Source organism: Streptomyces sp. NBC_00259 (genome assembly GCF_036181745.1).
Taxonomy (GTDB): Bacteria; Actinomycetota; Actinomycetes; order Streptomycetales; family Streptomycetaceae; genus Streptomyces; species Streptomyces pratisoli.
Window position 1 is genome coordinate 3,240,393 of sequence record NZ_CP108080.1, and the last position, 21,278, is coordinate 3,261,670.

Here is a 21,278-nt window from a genome sequence, read left to right on the forward strand (position 1 = left end):
TTTGCTTTTCACGATAGACCTTTGCGATCCGAGGGGCCTGATCCTGCCGCGTTCTTTGCCGCGACGACCGCGTCGAACACCTCTCGTTTGGGTACGCCCGCGTCGGCCGCGACCGCCGCGATGGCTTCCTTGCGCCGCTCCCCCGCCTCCTCGCGCACCCGCACCCTGCGCACCAGCTCGTCCGCGTCCAGCTCGGCCGGCCCCGGCGCCGGGGCGCCCTCCACGACGACCGTGATCTCGCCGCGTACGCCCTCGGCCGCCCACGCGGCCAGTTCACCGAGGCCGCCGCGCTTCACTTCCTCGTACGTCTTCGTCAGCTCGCGGCAGACGGCGGCCCTGCGGTCCGCGCCGAACGCCTCGGCCATGGCCGCCAGGGTGTCGTCGAGACGGTGCGGCGCCTCGAAGTAGACGAGGGTGCGGCGTTCGCCGGCGACCTCACGGAGCCGGCCGAGACGCTCGCCCGCCTTGCGCGGCAGGAAGCCCTCGAAACAGAAGCGGTCCACCGGCAGCCCCGACAGTGCGAGCGCGGTCAGCACGGCGGACGGGCCGGGCACCGCCGTGACCTTGATGTCCTTCTCGACGGCCGCGGCGACCAGCCGGTAGCCGGGGTCGGAGACGGAGGGCATTCCGGCGTCGGTGACCAGCAGCACCCGCGCACCGCCCTCCAGCGCCTCCACCAGTTCCGGCGTACGGGCCGACTCGTTGCCCTCGAAGTACGACACGACCCGCCCGCGGGTGTGCACGCCGAGGGCCTGGGTGAGCCGGCGCAGCCGCCGGGTGTCCTCCGCGGCGACCACGTCGGCGGTCTCCAGTTCGGCCGCCAGGCGCGGCGGGGCGTCCGCCACATCGCCGATGGGCGTCCCTGCGAGTACGAGCGTTCCAGTCACCGATCCAGTCACAGAGCCATCCTCCCAGGGCGGGCCACACCCTTCGCACAGACGCGTTCCCTACGATGGCGCGGTGACCAGTACCGCCCCACGGGCCCTGCACGGTCAGGCCGCCGCCGAACAGCCGTCGTCCTGGCAGCAGCGCCTGCGCAGATTCGGCCATGTGCCCCGGCCCGACATCGGGCTGCGCGAGCGGCTGGTGCCGCCGTACACCCGGCCCTCCGACCGGCTGTGGTCGCTGCTCGGCGTGCCGCCGGGAGCGGCGCGCCGGGTGGAGCGGCTGACGGCGTGGGGCGGGCCGCTGCTGGTGGCGCTGGTGGCGGGGCTGCTGCGGCTGTGGCATCTGGGCCACCCCAAGGCGGTGATATTCGATGAGACGTACTACGCGAAGGACGCCTGGGCACTGATCAACCAGGGGTACGAGGGCTCCTGGCCGAAGGACATCGACAAGGCGATCCTGAAGAACCCGGACGCGGTCGCCGTGCCGGTGGATCCCGGCTACGTGGTGCATCCGCCCGTGGGCAAATGGGTCATCGGGCTCGGTGAGCAGTTGTTCGGGTTCACCCCGTTCGGCTGGCGTTTCATGGTCTTCGTGCTCGGCACGCTGTCCGTGCTGATGCTGTGCCGGATCGGCAGGCGGCTGTTCCGGTCGACGTTCCTGGGCTGTCTCGCGGGGGCGCTGCTCGCCGTGGACGGGCTGCACTTCGTGATGAGCCGCACCGCGCTGCTCGACCAGGTGCTGATGTTCTTCGTGCTGGCGGCCTTCGGCTGTCTGCTGATCGACCGCGACCGGGCGAGACGGCGGCTGGCGGACGCGCTGCCGGAGGACGCGGAGGGAGTGCTGCGGCCGGACGCGCGGATCGCGGACACCCTGCGGATGGGGTGGCGCCCGTGGCGGATCGCCGCCGCGGTGATGCTGGGCCTGGCGATCGGCACGAAGTGGAACGGCCTGTACATCCTGGCGGCGTTCGGTCTGATGACGGTGCTGTGGGACGTGGGCGCCCGGAAGACGGCGGGCGCGGTGCGGCCGTACCTGTCCGTGCTGAAGCGCGACCTCCTGCCGGCGTTCACCGCGCTGCCGGTGGTCATCGCCACGTACCTCGCGTCCTGGACCGGCTGGCTCGTCACCGACAAGGGCTACTTCCGCGACTGGGCGACGAACGAGGGCAGCGGCAGTTCCTGGAGCTGGCTGTTCCCCGACTGGCTGCGCAGCTTCTGGCACTACGAGACCGAGGTCTTCCAGTTCCACGTCAACCTGACGTCGGGTCATACGTACGAGTCCAACCCGTGGAGCTGGATCGTCCTCGGCCGTCCCGTCTCCTACTTCTACGAGGACCCGTCCGCGGGCACCGCCGGCTGCCCCGCCACCGCCGCCGACAAGTGCGCCAGCGAGGTCCTGGCGATCGGCACCCCCCTGCTGTGGTGGGTGGCCTGCTTCGCGCTCGTCTACGTCCTGTGGCGCTGGGCGTTGCGCCGCGACTGGCGCGCGGGCGCGATCGCCTGCGGGGTCGCGGCGGGCTGGGCGCCGTGGTTCCTCTACCAGGAGCGCACGATCTTCCTCTTCTACGCGGTCGTCTTCGTGCCGTTCCTGTGCCTGGCGGTCGCGATGCTGCTGGGCGCGATCATCGGCCCGGCGGGCTCGGACGAACGCCGCCGAACGATCGGCGCGGTGGGCGCGGGCGTGCTGGTGCTGCTCATCGTCTGGAACTTCATCTACTTCTGGCCGCTCTACACGGGCCAGGCGATCCCGATGGACGACTGGCGCAACCGGATGTGGCTGGACACCTGGGTCTAGCAGGCACGACGGCGGGCCCGGCACCTGGAGGTGCCGGGCCCGTTCTGGTTGTTGACGGTCGTCCCTGGCTGTCCTGGGCCGTCGCACGACGGCCCACGGCCGGCCCCACGGACGGCCCGGGCCTTCGTGCTGGACCGATCGCTTGATCGTGCGGCGCGCCTGTCGCCGGGACCGCGAGGCGCGGCGAAATCCTGCCGGAGGACGTCTGCAAGCAGGGCTTCCGCGTCCATTCGTGGCTTTCCGAGGAGCACTTGAGCATGAGTCCTGAGAAGCAGACGCGGCCCGGCATGGGGCCGCTGCCCGGGCAAGGCAGGCGGCACGTCGGCAGCGCTGCGGCGTTGCTGACCCTCGCGGTGCTCGGCGTCGCCGAACCGGCAGTGGCAACCCGTCGAGCGCGCTGCCGGCGGGCACGGCTTCGGTGCGTGGCGTCAGCGGCGATGACTGCCGGGACGGCAGGGGCGACCACTTCGGCCTGCCCGGCCTCCTGGGCAACGGCAGGTACGACCGGTGCAGGGTCGGACCCGCCGGGCCGCAGGGCCCACAGGGTGCCACCGGGCCGGCGGGTCCACAGGGACTGCAGGGACTGCAGGGACTGCAGGGACTGCAGGGACTGCAGGGACTGCAGGGACTGCAGGGCGGCACCGGACCGGCGGGTCCTCAGGGCGCCACCGGGCCGACGGCGCCGCAGGGTGACACTGGCCCGGCGGGACCCCAAGGTGGCACCGGCCCGGCGGGACCCCAAGGTGGCACCGGCCCGGCGGGACCCCAAGGTGGCACTGGTCCGACAGGCCCGCAGGGCGACACCGGGGCGGCGGGTCCCCAGGGACTGCAGGGCGACACCGGGGCGGCGGGTCCCCAGGGACTGCAGGGCGACACCGGGGCGGCGGGTCCCCAGGGACTGCAGGGCGACACCGGGCAGGCGGGACCGCAGGGCGAGATCGGGCCCCAGGGGACGCAAGGCACACCGGGCACGCCGGGAGAGATCGGGCCCCAAGGAACCCAAGGCACCCAAGGCATCCAGGGCATCCAAGGCACGCCGGGCGGGATCGGCCCCCAAGGCGCCCAAGGCACACCGGGTGCCACCGGGCCGCAGGGCGCGGCAGCACCCCAACCGGTCTTCGGTCAGTTCCTCGCGACCCAGATCGTGCGCGGCGCGACGCTGACGTGTGCGAGCACCAACACGACAGCGACCATCTCCTCGTGTTCCGGGCCGAGGATCAACGGTCTCGACATCCGGCTCGCGCTTGGCGAAGCGCAAGCCATCTGCAACGCCGTCACCGGCCTGGGCTTCAGCTCTGCGTCCGGGATGGGCGTCGCCGTGAATCCCTACGTCATCTGGACCGGCACGACGTGGACGCTCAGCTCGGCCGGCGCCGCACCGATGCAGAGCATCAACTGCAATCGTTGAACGGCGACACCGGCGGGCGGCGGACCGCCGCCGGTGTCCCGCGCCGTCCCGTACGTCCACGGGGACGACCGGTGCGACAGGATGATGTTGCGGACAGCCGGGTCCAGCGGTGCGGGCGCCCGAAGTGGGTGGGCTCGGGGTGGTTTGCGACGGCGTGGAGCGGCAAGATTCGGATCAGTGGGGGGTTCCGGACTGGAGGACGAAAATGATCATCCTCGGACTCATCCTACTGATCATCGGTTTGGTGGTCGGCATGGGCATACTGTCGACGATCGGGATCATCCTGATCGCCGTCGGGGCCCTGCTCTGGGTGCTCGGAGCGTTCGGGCACGCGATCGGCGGCCGGCGGCACTACTACTGACCTACCTGACCTGCTGACCGATTGCTGAGCGTCCAGCGCGGGCCCGACGGCTTCCCCCTTCAGGGTGCGAGCCCGTCGGGCCCCGCCATGAGAGCGGCGACGGCCTGAGGCGTCCAGTGGCCGGCGGCGCCCGGGCAGGCCGCGAGATAGGCGGCGATGTCGGGGCCCGGCCAGGCTCCGGTCTCCAGCAGCCCTGCGGCCAGGTGCCGCAGATAGGCGACGGAGGGGCACGTCCACTCGATGTCGTGGAGTCCCCAGGGTGCCGTGAAGGTGAGGACGGGAACGCCGTCGAGGGTTCCGGGACAGACGAGGGTTTCGTAGCGCCCGCTGCCGAGTACGGCCCTGCCGCTGCCGAGGGCATCGGTGACGTCCAGGTCCGTTCCCGGCTCGCGGTACATCTCCTGGGCCGCGATGTCGGAGAACTGGGCGGCGGTGACCAGGTGGGCACGGGCGCGGATCCGGCCGGGTGCGGCCGGGTCGTGGAACGCGCGGCCGCCGTCCCACACCGGGGAGTGCGTGGCGAAGTACAGGGCGCCCGGGAGTTCCACCGGAACGGACGCGGCGGGCGGGCGGGGGTCGCGGCAGCCGGGGTAGGTCCTGGACGCACCCTGCGGGCGGCCTCCCGCGAGGTAGTACGACAGGCGCTCCAGGTGGGTGTTGGAGCCGTACGCGGTGTACCAGACCTGGCGGGGCGAACTGCCGGCGGGAAGCGTCGGGTCGATGTCGCGGGTGCGGTTCATGGCCCTTGCCCTACCCGCTTCGCTGCCCTGCCCGCTTCATTGCCCTAACCGCTTCGGCGGTGCGGCGGCGCCCGGCGCGGCACAGTCCGGTAACGTCCGTCCCCCGCCTCACTCCTGTCCCGTAGAGTGCCCGGCAAACGCCCCTTGAACACGTTCAAGTACGAGGGGGCTCCTGGGGAGGGGACTGCGATGCGCAGCGGAGCGAAGGTCGCCGTCATCGGCGGCGTGTTCATCCTGTTCACCGGCGGCGTCGGCTACGGCGCGTACAACGTGCTGGGGAACGGCGGAGGAAGTGGCGGTACGGAGTCCAAGTCCGGGGTCACGACGAAGAAGTCGGGTCCGCCGAGCACCGAGGAGATCCGTACGACAGCGAAGCACTTCCTCGCGGCCTGGGCGTCGGGGGAAGCACCGCTCGCCGCGCAGCTCACCAACAACGAGGCAGGCGCGGAGCCCTCGATCGCCGCGTTCCGGGACAGCGCCCACGTGAGCGAGGTGACGATGAAGCAGGGCGCGGCCGTCGGCGCGAAGGTGCCGTTCACGGTCAGCGCGACGGTCACGTACGAGGGACGGAGCAAGCCCTGGACGTACAGCTCCGAACTCACCGTCGTCCGCGGACTGACGACCGGGCGCCCGCTCGTCGACTGGACGCCGTCCGTCGTCCATCCCCAGCTCGACCGGAACAAGCAGCTCAGGACGGGCCCCGCCGCCCAGCCGCCGATCAAGGCGGTCGACCGCAACGGCAAGGAGCTGACGAAGGAGAAGTACCCGTCCCTCGGGCCGGTGCTGGACCAGCTGCGCCAGAAGTACGGCGACAAGGCGGGCGGCAAGGCGGGCGTGGAGCTGGTGATCACCAGCGCCGGCGGGGCGGACACGACGCTCCTGACGCTGGCCGAGGGGAAGCCGGGTCTGCTGCGGACGACGCTGGACGCCGGCGTCCAGGCCGCCGCCGAGAAGGCGGTGAAGCGCCACAGCGAGGCGTCGGTCGTCGCCATCAAGCCGAGCACGGGCGAGATCCGCGCCGTCGCCAACAACCGCAAGGACAGCTTCAACGCGGCGCTGAGCGGCACCCAGGCGCCCGGCTCGACGATGAAGATCGTGACGGCGGCACTGCTGCTGGACAAGGGGCTCGTGGCCGCGGACCGGAAGGTGGAGTGCCCGAAGGAGGTCATGTACCAGGGCCGGACCTTCCACAACCTGGACCACTTCGAGATCAAGAACGACACGTTCACCAAGAGCTTCGCGCGCTCCTGCAACACCGCCTTCATCAAGCAGATCGACGACGTCGACAACGATGCCGCACTGTCGGAGATCGCGCGTGGCGCCTTCGGCATCGGGCTCTCCTGGAACACCGGGGTGCGGACGTTCGACGGCAATGTGCCCCCGGCGAGCGGCGGCGAGGCCGCGGCGCAGTACATCGGGCAGGGCACGGTCCAGATGAACGCGCTCACCGTCGCGTCCATCACGGCGACCGCGAAGAACGGCGGCTTCAAGCAGCCAGTCATCGTGCCGCGTTCGCTGGACGACCGCGAACTGGCCGGTGCCACCCGGCCGCTGTCGGGCTCGGTCTGGCGTCAGCTGCGCGACATGATGCGGGCGACCGCCAACTGGGGTACGGCGGCGAACGCGATGGCCGGTGTCCCCGGGGACAAGGGCGCGAAGACCGGGTCCGCCGAGGTGGACGGGCAGGCCACGTCCAACAGCTGGTTCTCCGGGTTCTCCGGGGATCTGGCCGCGGCCGCGGTGGTCCAGGCCGGCGGGCACGGCGGGGACGCGGCGGGCCCGTTGGTGGCGTCGGTGCTGAAGGCAGGCTGACACCGGACCGGGCCGAGACCGAGGACGGGACCGGGACAGGACCGAGGACGTGGCCGGGACCGGGACCGGGGCCGGGACCGAGGACGGCACCGGGGCCGAGGACGGCACCGGGGCCGGGCTGCGGCGCTCGGCCCCGGAACGCCGGTCCACCGACCGGAACGCGGTCGCATGGCCCATACAGGTACCGCTAGCGTGGCGGGCCATGAGCACTCCTGATACCACCACGCATGCCCACCCCCGGTTCGCCGAGGCCCTGCGCGAGCTGGGCCTCGAGGTCGAGGTGCGCCGCTTCCCCGACGCCACCCGCACGGCGGCCGAGGCCGCGGCCGCCATCGGCTGCGACGTCAGCGAGATCGTCAAGTCGCTGATCTTCGAGGCGGACGGGGAGCCGGTGCTGGTGCTGATGGACGGCTCCTCACGGGTGGACGTGGAGCGGGTACGTCAGGAGCTGGACGCGTCGGCGGTCGAGCGGGCGAACGCGGACCTGGTGCGGGAGACGACGGGGTACGCGATCGGCGGCGTCCCGCCCTTCGGGCACCGGACGAGGACGCGGGTGCTGGCCGACCGCGGGCTCCTCGACCACGCCGTGGTCTGGGCGGCCGCCGGGACCCCACACACGGTGTTCCCGCTCGACCCCACGTCCGTGATCGCGCACTCCGGCGCGGTCCTCGTGGACGTGCGCGAGCGCTCCGCGTGAGCGTCGCCGTCGCGGCGGCGGTCCTCATCGCCGCCATCACCCACGCCAGCTGGAACGCGATGGCACACGCGATCAAGGATCAGGTCGTCGCGTTCACCCTGATCGGCGGCTGCGCGGCGGCGATCGGTGCGGTGACGGCCTGCTTCCTGCCGCTGCCGCACGCCGCGGCCTGGCCGTACCTCGTCGCGTCCGCGTTGCTGCACCTCGGCTACCAGCTGCTGCTGATGCGGTCGTTCAGCCTCGGCGACTTCGGCCAGATGTACCCGATCGCGAGGGGCACGGCGCCGCTGGTCGTCACGGTGCTCGCCGCCCTCCTCGTGGACGAGGAGCTGACCCCCTGGCAGCTCACGGGTGTCGCCGTCGCCTCCGCCGGTCTCGTCGGGGTCGCGCTGTGGGGGCTTCGCGGCGCGGGCGGCCGTCCGCACTGGCCGGCCCTGCTCGCCGCGCTCGCCACGGGTCTGTCGATCGCCGCGTACACCGTCGTCGACGGCGTCGGGGTCCGCGCCTCCGGCTCCTCCGTCGCCTACATCGCCTGGCTGATGGTCCTTCAGGGCGTGCTTATCCCGGCCTGGGCCGTGCGACGGTTCGGCGGTTCCCTGCTCCCTCGTCTGCGGCCCTACGCGGTCCGCGGACTCCTCGGCGCGGTCCTCTCGCTCTTCGCCTACGGTCTGGTCCTCTGGGCGCAGACGCGCGCCCCGCTGGCGCCCGTCGCGGCCCTTCGCGAGTCCTCGATCATCGTCGGCGCGGCCATCGGCGCGCTGTTCTTCAAGGAGCGCTTCGGTGGCCCGCGCATCGCGGCGGCGGGCCTGATGGTGGTCGGGATCGGGCTGATGCTGCAGACGGGCTGACGCCGGCGGTCGCTCAGCCGCGGTCGGCGTCGGCGTCGCCGTCACCGTCGCCGTCGCCGTCGGCAACATCCGAAACGGTCCGGGTGAAGCCGGTGTTCACCGCCAGCAGGCCGCCGTCGACCCGGAGCGTCGTGCCCGTGATCCAGGCGGCGTCGCTGGAGGCCAGGAAGGCCACCGCGGCGGCGATGTCGTCCGGGGTGCCGACACGGCCCAGGGGGTAGACGCCGCTGAGGGCGTCGAGGTGGCGTTCGCGGCCGGACCAGCCGGGGGTGCGGACCGTGCCCGGGTTGATCTGGTTGACGCGTACCCCGCGGGGGCCCGCGTCACCGGCGAGCGTGCGGGTGAGGGAGGCGAGGCCCGCTTTGGCCGCGCTGTAGGCGTGGTTGCCGAAGTCCTGCTCGGCGTTGACGGAGCCGATGTTGACGATCGCGCCACGGCCTCCGGCGTTCGCCAGGTACGGGAGGGCGGCGCGGGCACACCGGAAGGCACCGGTGAGGACGATGTCGAGGTCCCGCTGCCAGGTGTCGTCGGGCTGGTCCTCGAACAACGGGCTGTCGAGGGCGCAGGCGTAGGCGTTGTTGACGAGGACGTCGAGGCCGCCGAACTCCTCGACGGCGCACGCCACGGCCGCCTCGACGGCGGCCCGGTCGGCGACGTCGCAGGGGAACGACACGGCGCGCGGGATGGTCCGTGCGGTCACCGCGGCCCGTTCTCCGTCGAGATCGGTGACCAGGACACGGGCCCCTTCGGAGGCGAGTCTGCGGGCGGTCGCCTCGCCGATCCCCTGTCCCGCTCCGGTGATCAGTACGCCGTATCCCTCGAAACGCTGCATCCGCCGATCATGTCGCCGAGCGGACCGCCCTGACCAGAGCCTGGGCGCGCGGGTCCGCCGTGACCCCCTTGCGCATGCCGTTGGTGACGTACCCGAGGGCGATGCCCGATTCCGGGTCGGCGAGGCCCAGCGAGCCGCCGCGGCCCGGGTGGCCGAAGGAGCCGGGGCCGAGCAGCGGGGAGGCCGGTCCGTGGAGCATGTAGCCGAGGCCGAAGCGGGTGCCGACGACGAGGACCCGGTCGGGGCCCGCCGACTCCTCGGTGCGGGCGAGGGTGAGGGTGGCGGGGGCGAACAGACGGTGGCCGTCGACCTCGCCGATCGTCGCCGCGTAGAAGCGGGCCAGCGCCCGGGCGGTGGAGATGCCGTTGGAGGCGGGAAGTTCGGCCGCGCGGTAGAGCGGGTCGTTCTCGTCCGGCAGCGGGTGGATCGCGCCGAAGGCGCGCCGGGTGAGGGATTCCGGATCGCGGTAGGCCTCGGCCACGGACCGCTTGGGCCGCAGCTTCAGTCCCCCGCCGGCCGCCGTGGGCGGTTCCTCGACCGGGCCGATCCGGCCGATGCGGTGGGCCTCTTCGGCGGGTGCGCCGATCCAGAGGTCCAGGCCGAGCGGCCGGGCCAGCTCCTCGGCCGTCCAGCGGCCGATGGTGCGCCCGGTGACCCGGCGTACGAGTTCCGACAGCAGCCAGCTGTAGGTCTGGGCGTGGTAGCCGTGGTCGGTGCCGGGCTCCCAGGCGGGGGCCTGTGCGGCGACGGCCCGGGCGCCGGACGTTCCGTCGGCGGCCTCCTCCACGGTGAGCGCCCGGTCCAGCACCGGCACCCCGGCCCGGTGCGAGAGCAGATGCCGTACGAGGGCCCGCTCCTTGCCCGCTCCCTTGAACTCCGGCCAGTACGTGCCGACGGGCGCGTCCAGGTCCAGCTGTCCTCGCTGGTGCAGCAGCAGCGGAACGGCGGCGGCGACGCCCTTGGTCGCCGAGCGCACCACCTGTGCGGTGTCCACGGCCCACGGCTCGGTGCCGTCGACGTCCCGTACGCCGCCCCAGAGGTCGACGACCTTCACTCCGTCCCGGTAGACGGCGACGGCCGCACCGCGTTCCCCGCGTGCCTCGAAGTTGCGTATGAACGCCTCGCGGACCGGCTCGAAGCCTTCCGCAACCGTGCCCTGGACGTCCACGTCTACCGCTCCCTGCTGTTCCGACCTGCCGGTCACTCCATGGTGCAACGTGGCGGAGCGGACCCCGATTCCGGGTCGGTCACGGACTGGGCTCGGTCAGGCGCCCGTCGCCACGGCACGCGGGTCGAAGCCGAACGGCAGTTCCAGCCGGTGCGCGCTCATCAGCGCGGGATCGGCCAGCAGGTCCTGGGTACGGCCGTCGGCCGCGATCACGCCCTCGCTGAGGATCGCCGCACGGGGGCACAGCTCCAGCGCGTACGGCAGGTCGTGCGTGACCATCAGCACGGTGACGTCCAACGAGCGCAGGATGTCGGCGAGTTCACGGCGCGAGGCCGGGTCGAGATTCGACGAGGGCTCGTCGAGGACGAGGATCTCCGGCTCCATCGCGAGGACGGTCGCGACCGCGACCCGGCGGCGCTGGCCGAAGGAGAGGTGGTGCGGCGGGCGCTCGAGGTACTCGGCCATGCCGACCTGGTCGAGCGCCCCGCGCACCCGCTTCTCCAGCTCCGCGCCGCGCATCCCGGCCGCGGCAGGACCGAAGGCGACGTCCTCCCGCACGGTCGGCATGAACAGCTGGTCGTCCGGGTCCTGGAACACGATGCCGACCTTGCGCCGGATCTCGGCCATGTGCTGCTTGCCGACGGGCAGACCCGCGACGGTGACCGTGCCGGCGCCGCCGGTGAGGATGCCGTTGAGGTGGAGGACCAGGGTGGTCTTGCCCGCGCCGTTGGGGCCGAGCAGCGCGACCCGTTCGCCCCGGGCGACGGTCAGGTCGACGCCGAAGAGGGCCTGGTGGCCGTCGGGGTAGGCGTACGCGAGCCCGCGCACGTCGAGGGACGGCGGGGCGGCGGCCGCGGGGTGCGAGGTCATAGGGTCCAGCCAAGCAGACAGACGGCGAGCGCCGAGAACGGGAGCGCGGCGGCGTACGCCCACTGCGCGCGGGATGCGGTCACCTCGTCGATCACCGGCATCGTGCCGGCGAAACCGCGGCTGACCATGGCCAGGTGCACCCGCTCACCGCGCTCGTAGGAGCGGATGAACAGCGCGCCGGCGGACGTGGCGAGCACCCCCCAGTGGCGCACTCCGCGCGCCTCGAAGCCGCGCGAGCGGCGGGCGATGGACATCCGCCGCATCTCGTCGGTGATCACATCGCCGTAGCGGATCATGAAGGAGGCGATCTGCACCATGAGCGGCGGCAGCCGCAGCCGCTGCAGTCCGAGGAGCAGCGAGCGCAGCTCGGTCGTCGAGGCGAGCAGTACGGAGGTGGCGACCCCGAGCGTCCCCTTGGCGAGGATGTTCCAGGCGCCCCACAGCCCCGGCACGGAGAGGGAGATCCCGAGCCACTCGGTCCGCTCGCCGGGCACCACGAAGGGCATGAGCAGCGCGAACGCGACGAACGGGATCTCGATCAGCAGCCGGCGCAGCAGGAAGCCCGCCGGGACGCGTGCCAGCGCGGCGACCGCGCCCAGCAGCACGGCGTACAGGCCGAAGGCCCAGACCGCCTCGCGCGGAGTGGAGACCACGACGAGGACGAAGCACAGGGCCGCGGCGATCTTGCAGTGCGGAGGCAGCTGATGGACCGGCGAGTGTCCGTGCCGGTAGAGCTTGTGGGCGTGGCCCGTACTCATCCGCTGGTCCTCGTGCTCATCGTCCGGTCCTCGTGCTCATCGTCCGGTCCTCGTGCTCGTCGTACGTATCCGCCGGCCCTCGTACGTATCCGCCGGTCCTCGGGCTCATCGTGTGAGCCTTGGCGCCTCATCCTCTCTGAGCCCCGGACCTCACCTGCCGGCCGGCCCCGCGGCTCGTCCGCTCAGCCGCGGACGGTCTCCTTGGGGGGCTCCACGCCCTCGCTACGGCGGCGACGCACCACGAGGAAGACTCCGGTGCCCACCACCGCCGTGGCGCCGACACCGATCACCCCGGCCAGACCGCCGGAGAGGCGGGCGTTCTCGATGTCCGCGACGCCGTAGTCGGCGAGGGGCGAATCGGCGGCCGCGTGGTCCTCGACCTTCTTGTCGATGCCCTTGTCCGCGGCGACCTTCTCCAGTCCGTCCGGGTTGGCGGAGGCGTAGAAGGAGACGAATCCGGCCAGTACGAGGGAGGTCACGAGGCCCGCGATCCAGACCGGGCGCGGGGAGGCGGCCGGGGCCGGGGCGCCGTCGGGCCGTGCGTCCACGAGTTCACCGCCGACGCGCAGCTTGAGGGGCGTGGACAGTCCGCGCGCGCCGTACACGAGGTCCGGGCGTACGGCGAGGACGGCGCCGACCGTCGCCATCGTGATCAGGGCCTCGCCGATGCCGATCAGGAGGTGGACACCGACCATCGCGCCGAGGACCGTGCCGATCGGCACGTCGGTCGTGCCGCCGATCGCGTAGACCAGGGTGAAGGCGGCGGCCGCGGCCGGTACGGACACGAGCGCCGCGACGAACGAGGCCACCGTGATCGACCTGCGCTTCTTCGGCAGCACCCGCACCAGCGCGCGGAACAGGCCGTACGCGACGACGACCGTGACCGCGCCCATGACCGTGATGTTGACGCCGAGCGCGGTCAGTCCGCCGTCCGCGAAGAGGATGCCCTGGAGCAACAGCACGACGGAGACGCACAGCACTCCCGTGTACGGCCCGACGAGTATCGCCGCGAGTGCGCCGCCGAGGAGATGGCCGCTGGTACCGGCCGCGACCGGGAAGTTGAGCATCTGCACGGCGAAGATGAACGCGGCGACGAGGCCGGCGAGCGGCGCCGTCCGCTCGTTCAGCTCGCGCTGTGCGCCGCGCAGGCTGACGGCGACCGCGCCGGCGGCGACCACGCCCGCCGCGGCGGAGACGGGCAGATCGATGAATCCGTCGGGGACATGCATGTCAGGCTCCGCTTCCGGGACGGGCCGCTCGGGCCCGGCTGGTCAACCGTCCGATAATGCGCCCTGTTGCGAACCTGTTGCAAGAGCGCACGCCTGACAAATGCAAGCGACACGCCCAGGCCTTCCGGTCAGAAATATGCGACATTAGAGGGCAAAGAGCCTCAATGGTGAGGAACCAGCAATGTCTCAAGCCGTCGAGAGTCCCTCTGTCGAGGAGCACGCCGTCGAAGCGCATGCCGTCGAAGAGCATGCGAAAGCCCGGATAGTCAACGACGCCCCTCACTACCGCTCCGTGCCCGTGGCCCTCCGCTACGAGCCCGACAAGGATCCCGATACCGTCCACTTCCGCTTCCCCAGCGGGACCGAGTGGGCCTTCCGCCGCGAGCTGCTGGAGACCGGACTGCGCGCCCCGGCCCGCAGCGGCGATGTCACGGTGTGGCCGTGCGGCCGCGCCCAGGTGGTCGTCGAGCTCCACTCCCCGGACGGCGTGGCGGTGATCCAGTTCGACACCCGCCCCCTCGTGCGTTTCCTGCGCCGCACCTACGCGGAGGTGACCGCGCCCGCCACGGCTGCGTGACGGACACGGCCACCCCTGGGCCCCGCGGCGATCAGACGCGGACCAGCTCGCGCTCCTCGTCGGCGTCGTCGGCGTCGGCGTCGGCGGCCGAGGCGTCCAGCTCGCGCAGTCGCTCGCCCTCCACGTCGACGCTGGGCAGCACGCGGTCCAGCCGGCGCGGCAGCCACCAGGCCCGGTGACCCAGCAGCGCGAGCACCGCCGGCACGATCGCCATCCGCACGACGAAGGCGTCGAAGAAGACGGCGATCGCGAGACCGAAGCCGATCATCTTCACCATCTGCTCGCCGGAGCCGATGAAGCCCGCGAAGACCGCGATCATGATCACGGCGGCGGCCGTGACCACCCTGGCGCCGTGCCGGAAGCCGGTGACGATCGCCTGGCCGGGCCGCTCGCCGTGGACGTACGCCTCACGCATCCGCGTGACCAGGAAGACCTCGTAGTCCATGGCGAGCCCGAAGACCACACCCACCATGAAGATCGGCATCATCGACATGATCGGGCCGGTCTGCTCGACGCCGAAGAGGGAGCCCAGCCAGCCCCACTGGAAGACCGCGACCACCGCGCCGAGGGCGGCGACCACCGAGAGCAGGAAGCCGAGCGCCGCCTTCAGGGGAACGAGGACGGACCGGAACACCACCATCAGCAGCAGGAACGCGAGACCGACGACGAGCGCGAGGTACGGCAGCAGCGCGTCGTTCATCCGCTGCGAGAAGTCGATGTTCATCGCGGTGGCGCCGGTGACATGGACGTTCTCGCCGCTGGTGTCCCGGATGCTGCGGACGAGCGCCTCGGTCTCCGCGGAGCTCGGCCGGTCCTCGGGGATCACGGTGATCGTCGCCGTGTCACCGGCCTTGTTGTACGTGGCCGGGGTGACGGCCGCGACCCCGTCGAGCTTCTGGATGTCCTTGGCCGTGCCGTCCGCGGCGGCCTTGTCACCGTCGACCACGATGAGCAGCGGGCCGTTGAACCCGGGCCCGAAGCCGTCGGAGAGCAGGTCGTACGCCTTGCGCTGGGTGGTGCTGGTGGGCTGGGAGCCGTCGTCCGGCAGTCCCATCTCCAGCGACGTGGCGGGGATGGCGACGACACCGAGGCCGACCACTCCGGCGAGGAGCACGGCGACCGGGCGGCGCAGCACGAACCGGGCCCAGCGGGTGCCCATGTTGGGCTTGTCGCCGTCGGCCGGCCCTGTCTTCCCGCGGGACGCGGCACGGGCCTTGCGGCCCAGCACCCTCTTGCCGGCGAAGCCGAGCAGCGCCGGGATCAGGGTGAGCGCGATGAGGACGGCGATCGCGACCGTACCGGCGGCCGCGAAGCCCATCTTGCTGAGCATCGGGATGTTGACGACGGCGAGACCGACGAGGGCGATGACGACGGTGAGCCCGGCGAAGACGACGGCGGAACCGGCGGTGCCGGTGGCCCTTCCGGCGGCCTCCTCGTGGTCGCGGCCCTCGGCCAGCTCGGCACGGTAGCGGGAGACGATGAAGAGCGCGTAGTCGATGCCGACGGCGAGGCCGATCATCGTCGCGAGCGTGGCTGTCGTGGAGCCCAGGTCGAGGACGTTCGCGAGGGCCGTGATGGTGGAGACGCCGATCCCGACGCCGATGACGGCGGTGAGCAGCGGCAGCCCGGCGGCGACCAGCGAGCCGAAGGTGATGACGAGGACGACCGCGGCGATGGCGACACCGATGATCTCCGAGGCACCGGTCTCGGGCGCGGCCTGCAGCGCGTCACCGCCGATCTCGACGGTCAGCCCGGCGTCCTTCGCCCCCTGGCCGGCCTCCGTGAGCGCCTCCCGGTCCTTCTCGGTCAGCTCCATGCCGCTGACCTTGTACGAGACCTGGGTGTAGGCGATGGCGCCGTCCCGGCTGACCGACTTGGCCTGGTACGGGTCGACGACCGAAGCCACCTGGTCCGAGCCGGACCTGAGCTCGGCGACGACCTTCCTGACCTCCGCCTTGTGGGCCGGGTCGGTCATCTTCCGACCGTCGGGCGCCTTGAAGACGACCCGCGCGGTGGCACCGTCGGCGCTCGCGCCCGGGAAGCGCTCTTCGAGGAGGTCGAAGGCCTTCTGGGCCTCCGTACCCGGTATGGAGAAGGAGCTGGAGGTGGCGGTGGGCGCGGAGGCCGCGCCGACGCCGGCGAGTGCGAGCAGCGCCACCCACAGCAGGGCGACGAGCCGGCGGCGCCTGAAGGCGAATCGCCCGAGTTTGTACAGGAACGTGGCCACGAGTTGGGACTCCCGGTCAGGTCGTTGGGACGAAAAGGGCAGGCATGACCAGCCCGACGACGTGAGCGGTGCGCGTCAGGTGGGACTTCGGTCGTGATGTCCGGTGGGTTCTCCGGGGAACGCCGCCGACGGGGAGATCCGCGGTGTTCGGACGCAGAGACGTGGAGACGTCTCAGACGCAGGGGCGTTCAGACGTTCGAATGTTCGGACGTCTGGTCATCGCGCTCCCAGCGCGGGGAGCACGACGGCGTCGATGTAGTCGTGCAGGAAGCCCTGACTCATGGGCTGGTCCTTGATCAGCGGGTGGGCCACGAAGGCGCCGACCAGCATGTGCGACAGGTACTTCAGCGCGGGGTTGTCCGCCGCGATCTCGCCGCGGTCGATCGCCCGCTGCAGCATCCCGTCGAGGCCGGTGATCTCCGGTTCGATGAACAGTTGGCGCAGAGCCTGGAGCAGATCGTCGTTCTCGTGGACCGCCCGGGCGAGCCCCCGCATCAGCGCGGTGTCCCGTTCCATCTGGCAGTCGTCGGATTGCGACACCATCTCGTGGAAGTCGCCGGCCAGGCTTCCGGTGTCGATCAGCGACACGTCCACCGGCTTGCTGTTCCGCAGCGACATCGCCACCAGCTCCGGCTTGCTCCCCCACTGGCGGTAGAGGGTGGCCTTGCTGGAGTGGGTGCGGGCGGCGACGGCGTCCATGGTGAGGGCGTCGTAGCCGACCTCGCGCAACAGGTCGAGCACGGCTTCGTACAGTTCGGCCTCGCGCTCCGGCGTGAGCCTGCTCCGTGCCATGACCGACCGGCCTTCCGAACGAAACGGTTTCGTACAGTACGAAGATACCCCCCGCTTCAGCGAAACGAAACCGTTTCGTACGTGTCCTGGGCCACAGCGCTCCCGGCCCGCGCGCGGACGTCCTGGCGCGCGGAAGTCCCGCCCGCGGAAGACCCGTCCAGAGAAGTCCCGTCCCACGAGTTGCCGGGCCCTGCGTGCGCGGAAAGCATTGGAAGGTGAGTGACGACGTCGCGTATCTCCGCTTTCCGCATCTGCACGACGACTTGCTGTGCTTCGCGGCCGAGGACGATCTCTGGATCGCGCCCCTCGTCCCCGAAGGCCGGCGCCCCGGCCGCGCCTGGCGGGTCACCGTGGACAGGACCCGGGTCGGACACCCCCGCTTCTCACCGGACGGGCGCCACATCGCGTACACGACCTGGCGCAGCCTCGACCCCGAGATCCATCTCGCGCCGGTGGACGGCGGCCCCGGGCGACGGCTCAGCTACTGGGGCTCGACCGACACCCGGGTCTGCGGCTGGGACCCGGACGGCAACATCCTCGCCGTCTCCTCGCACGGCCAGCCGTTCTCGTACTTCTCCTGGGCCTACAAGGTGCCCACCGACGGCGACCCCGGCAAACGCCTCCCCTGGGGCCCGGTCTCCGACATCGCGGTCGCCGACGCCGCCGGGTGCCACCGCACGCTCCTGCTCACCGGCAAGCCGCCGCACGAGCCGGCCGCGTGGAAGCGGTACCGCGGCGGGGCGATGGGGCGGCTGTATCTGCACGGGGAGCGGCTGCTGCCGGACATCGAGGGCCATCTGGACTGCCCGATGTTCGTCGCCGGACGCATCGCGTTCCTCTCGGACCACGAGGGCGTGGGCAATCTCTACTCCTGTCTGCCCGACGGCACGGACCTGCGCCGTCACACCGACCACGACGCCTTCTACGCCCGGCACGCGTCCAGCGACGGGAACCGGATCGTCTACCAGTGCGCAGGCGAGCTGTGGATGGTCGACGATCTGGCGCCGGACGCGGAACCGCGGAAGCTGGACGTGCGCCTCGGCGGCCAGCGCGCCGGCCGGCGTCCCTACCAGGTCCCCGCCTCCAACCACGTCGACGGACTCTCCGTCGACACGACGGGCCGGGCCAGTGCCGTCTCCGTACGCGGCAGCCTGTACTGGCTCACCCACCGCGACGGCCCGGCACGGACCATCGCCGACACCCCGGGTGTCCGGGTACGGCAGCCGGTGATGCTCGGCAGCGGCGGCGGACAGGTCGCGTACGTCACGGACGCGGACGGCGAGGACGCGATCGAGATCGCCTACCTCCCGCGGGCGAGCGGCGAACGCGAGCCCCGACGGCTGGCCGCCGGGCAGCTCGGACGCGTACGGGAGATGGTGTCCGACCCGGCCGGGGAGCGTCTGGCGATCGCCTCGCACGACGGCCGGCTGCTGCTCATCACGGTGACCGAGGAGGAGCCGGACGCGACGACGGGCGCGGCCGAGTCCGGAACGGTGGAAGGACCGGCGGACGAGCCGGGGACACCGGGAGCGGACGAGCCCGGGACCACGCAGGGGCCTACGGACGAGCCCCGGACGCCGGGAGCGGACGAGCCCGCGACCGCGCCGGGACCGGCGGACTCAGCGGGAGCCACGGGCGGGGACGAGCCCGGGACCGCGCAGGGGCCGGAGGACGCGTCCGGAGCCGGAGGCGGCGCCACCGGTTCCGGGAACGAGCCCAGGAACGGGCTCGGAGCCCCGGCCGAGGAGAGCCCCGGCCGGGACGCGGGCAGCGGCGGCGTGGTCACGGAACTCATCCGGTCCGACAACGGCCCGGTGCGCGATCTCGCGTTCTCGCCCCACGGGAACTGGCTGACCTGGTCGCATCCCGGCATCGGCCGCACCCTGCGGCAGATCAAGATGGCACGGATCGACGGCGCGGGCCCGCGCACCGTCGTCGACGTCACCAACGGCCGCTTCGAGGACGAGAGTCCCGTCTTCACCCGCGACGGCCGCTATCTCGCCTTCCTGTCGTGGCGCGGCTTCGACCCCGTCTACGACGTGCACACCGGCGACCTGTCCTTCCCGCTCGGCTGCCGCCCCTATCTCGTACCGCTGTCGTCCGCGACGCCGTCGCCGTTCGCGCTGCTGCCCGACGGGCGCCCGGCGGCCGGCGGGCTCGACCCGGCCGAGGCCGACACGGGGGAGGGCGCGGCGATGGTGGAGGTGGAGGGCCTGGAGAGCCGGGTCACGCCGTTCCCGGTGTCCGCGTCCAAGTACTCCGCACTGCACCCGGTGAGCGGCGGCGGTCTCGTCTGGCTGCGCTGGCCGATCTCGGGCGCGCTCGGCGAGACGTTCGCCAACCCTGCCGATCCCTCGCACCGGCCGACCCTGGAGTACTTCGACATCCCCAAGGCCCGCAGGACCGAACTCGTCGCGCATCTGGACGGGTTCGCGGTCAGCGGCGACGGCTCACGGCTGGTGGTCGTCGACGACGGCGAGCTGCGCGCGGTGCCCGCGACCGAACCCGGCGACAGCGACTCGACCGTCTATCTCGACCTGCGACGGATCCTGCACGAGGTGGATCCGCCCGCGGAGTGGCGTGGTGCCTTCGAGGAGGCGGGGCGCCTCATCCGCGCCTACTTCTGGGACCCGGGGATGTCCGGCATCGACTGGGACGCCGTACTGGACCAGTACCGTCCGCTGATCGAACGGGTCGCCTCCCCCGACGAGTTCGCGGACCTGCTCCGTGAGGTCCTGGGCGAACTGGGCACGTCGCACGCCTACGTCACTCCCGCCCGCCGCAACGAGGGACCGCCCCACTACCAGCGGGCGATGGGCCTGCTCGGCGCCAACCTGGCGTGCCGGGAGGAGGGCTGGGTCGTCAGGCGGATCCTGCCCGGTGACTCCTCGGACTCCAAGGCCCGTTCCCCTCTCGCCGGTACGGGCATCCGCGAAGGCGCCGTACTGACCCATGTGGACGGGCGGCCGGTGGACCGGATCGCCGGTCCGTATCCGCTCCTGTCGGCGGCCGGCGGGACGACCGTCGAGCTGACCTTCCGGCCGGCCGAGGGCGAGGGACCGGCCCGCCGGGTCGCGATCGTGCCGCTGATCGACGACCGCCCGCTGCGCTACCAGGACTGGGTCGCCAAACGCCGTGCCGTCGTACGCGAGGTGAGCGGCGGCAAGTGCGGCTACCTCCACATCCCGGACCTGGGCGGCTCGGGCTGGGCGCAGTTCAACCGCGATCTGCGGATGGAGGTGTCGATGCCCGCGCTGATCGTGGACGTGCGCGGCAACGCGGGCGGGCACATCAGCGAGCTGGTCATCGAGCAGCTGAGCCGCAAGATCCTGGGCTGGGACCTGACGCGCAACGCGCAGCCGGTCTCGTACACCTCGAACGCCCCGCGCGGACCGATAGTGGCGCTCGCGGACGAGGCGACCTCCTCCGACGGCGACATGATCACGGCGGCGATCAAGCTGCTGGGCCTCGGCCCCGTGGTCGGCCAGCGCACCTGGGGCGGTGTGGTCGGCATGACCGGCAGGCACCGGCTCGGGGACGGCACGGTGATCACCGTGCCGATGAACGCGGCCTGGTTCGACGCCTACGGCTGGTCGGTCGAGAACCACGGTGTCGAGCCGGACATCTTCGCCGAACGGCCGCCGCTCCACTGGGCCGAGGGCAAGCGCACCGACCTCGACACGGCGGTGCAGGTCGCGCTCGACCGGCTGGAACAGCATCCGGCCGCGACACCTCCCGGGTACGAGAAGGTCCCGGACCGGCGCCGCCCCAAACTGCCGCCGCGCGGCTGACCGTTGGACACACGGATCTGGACGCCTGGACGGACCTGGACACAACGACCTGGACACAACGGCCCGGACACCGGTCTGGACGGACCTGGACGCGGTGAAGGGGCGCACCCCGTGCACTGGGTGCGCCCCTTCCGCGTGTCAGAGCCGCTGACGTCAGGCGTCGTGGTCCTGGTCGAAGCGGCGCTGGGCCTCCTGCGGGGACCGGCGGGGCTCGTCGTGCGTCTCACGCTGCTGCCGGCCGCGCTGCTGCACGCGCTCCTGCTGCGGGCGCTCGTGCTGCGGGCGCTCCTGCTTCCCGCGCTCCTGCGGGGGGCGCTCCTGCTTCCCGCGCTCCTGCGGGGGGCGCTCCTGCGGCCGCTCCTGCGGGGAACGCTGCGCGGCCTCGCGCTTCGCGTTGGCCGGCTTCTGCTTCGCCTGCTCCTTGAGCTGCTCCGCCTTGTCCTTGAACTGCTCCTGGATACCCATCTGGTTCACTCCTGGAAGGGT

18 protein-coding genes are annotated in these 21,278 nt (G+C 72.0%); 8 read left to right on the forward strand and 10 right to left on the reverse strand.

The genetic code is table 11. The features are described from left to right. Window positions 1–8: 8 nt before the first annotated feature. A complete protein-coding gene (gene rsmI / locus OG766_RS14435; protein ID WP_266378848.1) occupies window positions 9–887 on the reverse strand; it encodes a 16S rRNA (cytidine(1402)-2'-O)-methyltransferase in 879 nt (292 codons plus the stop codon). A 73-nt stretch (window positions 888–960) separates the two neighbouring features. Here rsmI and OG766_RS14440 point away from each other — a divergent pair, with 73 nt between their 5' ends. The 3 genes from OG766_RS14440 to OG766_RS14450 all read left to right on the forward strand — a co-directional run bounded on the left by OG766_RS14440 (window position 961) and on the right by OG766_RS14450 (window position 4,451). Next, window positions 961–2,682 (forward strand): dolichyl-phosphate-mannose--protein mannosyltransferase, encoded by a 1,722-nt coding sequence (locus OG766_RS14440; protein ID WP_328725493.1) that lies wholly within the window; start codon window positions 961–963, stop codon window positions 2,680–2,682. A gap of 1,144 nt (window positions 2,683–3,826) precedes the next feature. Continuing rightward, entirely contained in the window at window positions 3,827–4,090 is a 264-nt protein-coding gene (locus tag OG766_RS14445) for a hypothetical protein (RefSeq protein ID WP_266378854.1), read from the forward strand. 205 nt (window positions 4,091–4,295) lie between these two features. Beyond that, window positions 4,296–4,451: a DUF6131 family protein gene (locus OG766_RS14450; RefSeq protein ID WP_266378857.1), complete on the forward strand. Its 156-nt coding sequence runs from the start codon at window positions 4,296–4,298 to the stop codon at window positions 4,449–4,451. A gap of 59 nt (window positions 4,452–4,510) precedes the next feature. On the opposite strand, the gene OG766_RS14455 is transcribed toward OG766_RS14450, so the two are convergent. After that, entirely contained in the window at window positions 4,511–5,191 is a 681-nt protein-coding gene (locus OG766_RS14455) for a histone deacetylase (protein ID WP_328725495.1), read from the reverse strand. Between the two features lie 189 nt (window positions 5,192–5,380). Between OG766_RS14455 and OG766_RS14460 the strand changes: the two genes are divergently transcribed. The 3 genes from OG766_RS14460 to OG766_RS14470 all read left to right on the forward strand — a co-directional run bounded on the left by OG766_RS14460 (window position 5,381) and on the right by OG766_RS14470 (window position 8,548). Then, window positions 5,381–7,003 (forward strand): penicillin-binding transpeptidase domain-containing protein, encoded by a 1,623-nt coding sequence (locus tag OG766_RS14460; protein ID WP_328725496.1) that lies wholly within the window; start codon window positions 5,381–5,383, stop codon window positions 7,001–7,003. 202 nt (window positions 7,004–7,205) lie between these two features. Continuing rightward, a complete protein-coding gene (locus OG766_RS14465) occupies window positions 7,206–7,700 on the forward strand; it encodes a YbaK/EbsC family protein (protein WP_266378868.1) in 495 nt (164 codons plus the stop codon). Next, window positions 7,697–8,548 carry a DMT family transporter gene (locus tag OG766_RS14470; RefSeq protein ID WP_328725498.1) on the forward strand — a complete coding sequence of 284 codons (852 nt, stop codon included), beginning with the start codon at window positions 7,697–7,699 and terminating at the stop codon, window positions 8,546–8,548. The genes OG766_RS14465 and OG766_RS14470 overlap by 4 nt, the downstream gene beginning before the upstream one ends. A 13-nt stretch (window positions 8,549–8,561) precedes the next feature. Here OG766_RS14470 and OG766_RS14475 read toward each other — a convergent pair whose 3' ends face one another. The 5 genes from OG766_RS14475 to OG766_RS14495 form a co-directional block, all read right to left on the reverse strand. Next, window positions 8,562–9,380: an SDR family NAD(P)-dependent oxidoreductase gene (locus OG766_RS14475; RefSeq protein ID WP_328725499.1), complete on the reverse strand. Its 819-nt coding sequence runs from the start codon at window positions 9,378–9,380 to the stop codon at window positions 8,562–8,564. Window positions 9,381–9,387: 7 nt separating this feature from the next. Further along, window positions 9,388–10,548 carry a serine hydrolase domain-containing protein gene (locus tag OG766_RS14480; RefSeq protein WP_266378877.1) on the reverse strand — a complete coding sequence of 387 codons (1,161 nt, stop codon included), beginning with the start codon at window positions 10,546–10,548 and terminating at the stop codon, window positions 9,388–9,390. A gap of 96 nt (window positions 10,549–10,644) precedes the next feature. After that, window positions 10,645–11,418 carry an energy-coupling factor ABC transporter ATP-binding protein gene (locus OG766_RS14485; RefSeq protein ID WP_266378880.1) on the reverse strand — a complete coding sequence of 258 codons (774 nt, stop codon included), beginning with the start codon at window positions 11,416–11,418 and terminating at the stop codon, window positions 10,645–10,647. Further along, on the reverse strand, window positions 11,415–12,176 hold the full coding sequence (cbiQ, locus tag OG766_RS14490; protein ID WP_266378883.1) for a cobalt ECF transporter T component CbiQ: 762 nt from the start codon (window positions 12,174–12,176) through the stop codon (window positions 11,415–11,417). Before cbiQ ends, OG766_RS14485 begins: the two co-directional genes overlap by 4 nt. Before the next feature lie 182 nt (window positions 12,177–12,358). Continuing rightward, entirely contained in the window at window positions 12,359–13,405 is a 1,047-nt protein-coding gene (locus OG766_RS14495; RefSeq protein WP_328725500.1) for an energy-coupling factor ABC transporter permease, read from the reverse strand. A 181-nt stretch (window positions 13,406–13,586) separates the two neighbouring features. Here OG766_RS14495 and OG766_RS14500 point away from each other — a divergent pair, with 181 nt between their 5' ends. After that, window positions 13,587–13,982: an SsgA family sporulation/cell division regulator gene (locus OG766_RS14500; RefSeq protein WP_266378888.1), complete on the forward strand. Its 396-nt coding sequence runs from the start codon at window positions 13,587–13,589 to the stop codon at window positions 13,980–13,982. 31 nt (window positions 13,983–14,013) lie between these two features. Here the strand turns inward: OG766_RS14500 and OG766_RS14505 are convergent, their stop codons facing one another. Next, entirely contained in the window at window positions 14,014–16,209 is a 2,196-nt protein-coding gene (locus OG766_RS14505; protein ID WP_328725501.1) for an MMPL family transporter, read from the reverse strand. A 216-nt stretch (window positions 16,210–16,425) separates the two neighbouring features. Continuing rightward, window positions 16,426–17,001, reverse strand: coding sequence for a TetR/AcrR family transcriptional regulator (locus tag OG766_RS14510; protein WP_266378894.1), 576 nt, complete (start codon window positions 16,999–17,001; stop codon window positions 16,426–16,428). Between the two features lie 215 nt (window positions 17,002–17,216). Here OG766_RS14510 and OG766_RS14515 point away from each other — a divergent pair, with 215 nt between their 5' ends. Continuing rightward, entirely contained in the window at window positions 17,217–20,792 is a 3,576-nt protein-coding gene (locus OG766_RS14515; RefSeq protein ID WP_328725502.1) for a S41 family peptidase, read from the forward strand. A gap of 153 nt (window positions 20,793–20,945) precedes the next feature. Here OG766_RS14515 and OG766_RS14520 read toward each other — a convergent pair whose 3' ends face one another. Continuing rightward, the gene (locus OG766_RS14520) at window positions 20,946–21,257 is read right to left on the reverse strand and encodes a hypothetical protein (protein ID WP_328727477.1); all 312 of its coding nucleotides are present in this window, start codon (window positions 21,255–21,257) and stop codon (window positions 20,946–20,948) included. Between the last annotated feature and the right edge of the window lie 21 nt (window positions 21,258–21,278).

Coding starts and splice junctions, on each gene's coding strand:
- OG766_RS14450 (WP_266378857.1), top strand. CDS start 4,296: ATGATCATCCTCGGACTCATCCTACTGATCATCGGTTTGGTGGTCGGC.
- OG766_RS14455 (WP_328725495.1), bottom strand. CDS start 5,191: ATGAACCGCACCCGCGACATCGACCCGACGCTTCCCGCCGGCAGTTCG.
- OG766_RS14460 (WP_328725496.1), top strand. CDS start 5,381: ATGCGCAGCGGAGCGAAGGTCGCCGTCATCGGCGGCGTGTTCATCCTG.
- OG766_RS14465 (WP_266378868.1), top strand. CDS start 7,206: ATGAGCACTCCTGATACCACCACGCATGCCCACCCCCGGTTCGCCGAG.
- OG766_RS14475 (WP_328725499.1), bottom strand. CDS start 9,380: ATGCAGCGTTTCGAGGGATACGGCGTACTGATCACCGGAGCGGGACAG.
- OG766_RS14485 (WP_266378880.1), bottom strand. CDS start 11,418: ATGACCTCGCACCCCGCGGCCGCCGCCCCGCCGTCCCTCGACGTGCGC.
- cbiQ (WP_266378883.1), bottom strand. CDS start 12,176: ATGAGTACGGGCCACGCCCACAAGCTCTACCGGCACGGACACTCGCCG.
- OG766_RS14495 (WP_328725500.1), bottom strand. CDS start 13,405: ATGCATGTCCCCGACGGATTCATCGATCTGCCCGTCTCCGCCGCGGCG.
- OG766_RS14500 (WP_266378888.1), top strand. CDS start 13,587: ATGTCTCAAGCCGTCGAGAGTCCCTCTGTCGAGGAGCACGCCGTCGAA.
- OG766_RS14510 (WP_266378894.1), bottom strand. CDS start 17,001: ATGGCACGGAGCAGGCTCACGCCGGAGCGCGAGGCCGAACTGTACGAA.
- OG766_RS14520 (WP_328727477.1), bottom strand. CDS start 21,257: ATGGGTATCCAGGAGCAGTTCAAGGACAAGGCGGAGCAGCTCAAGGAG.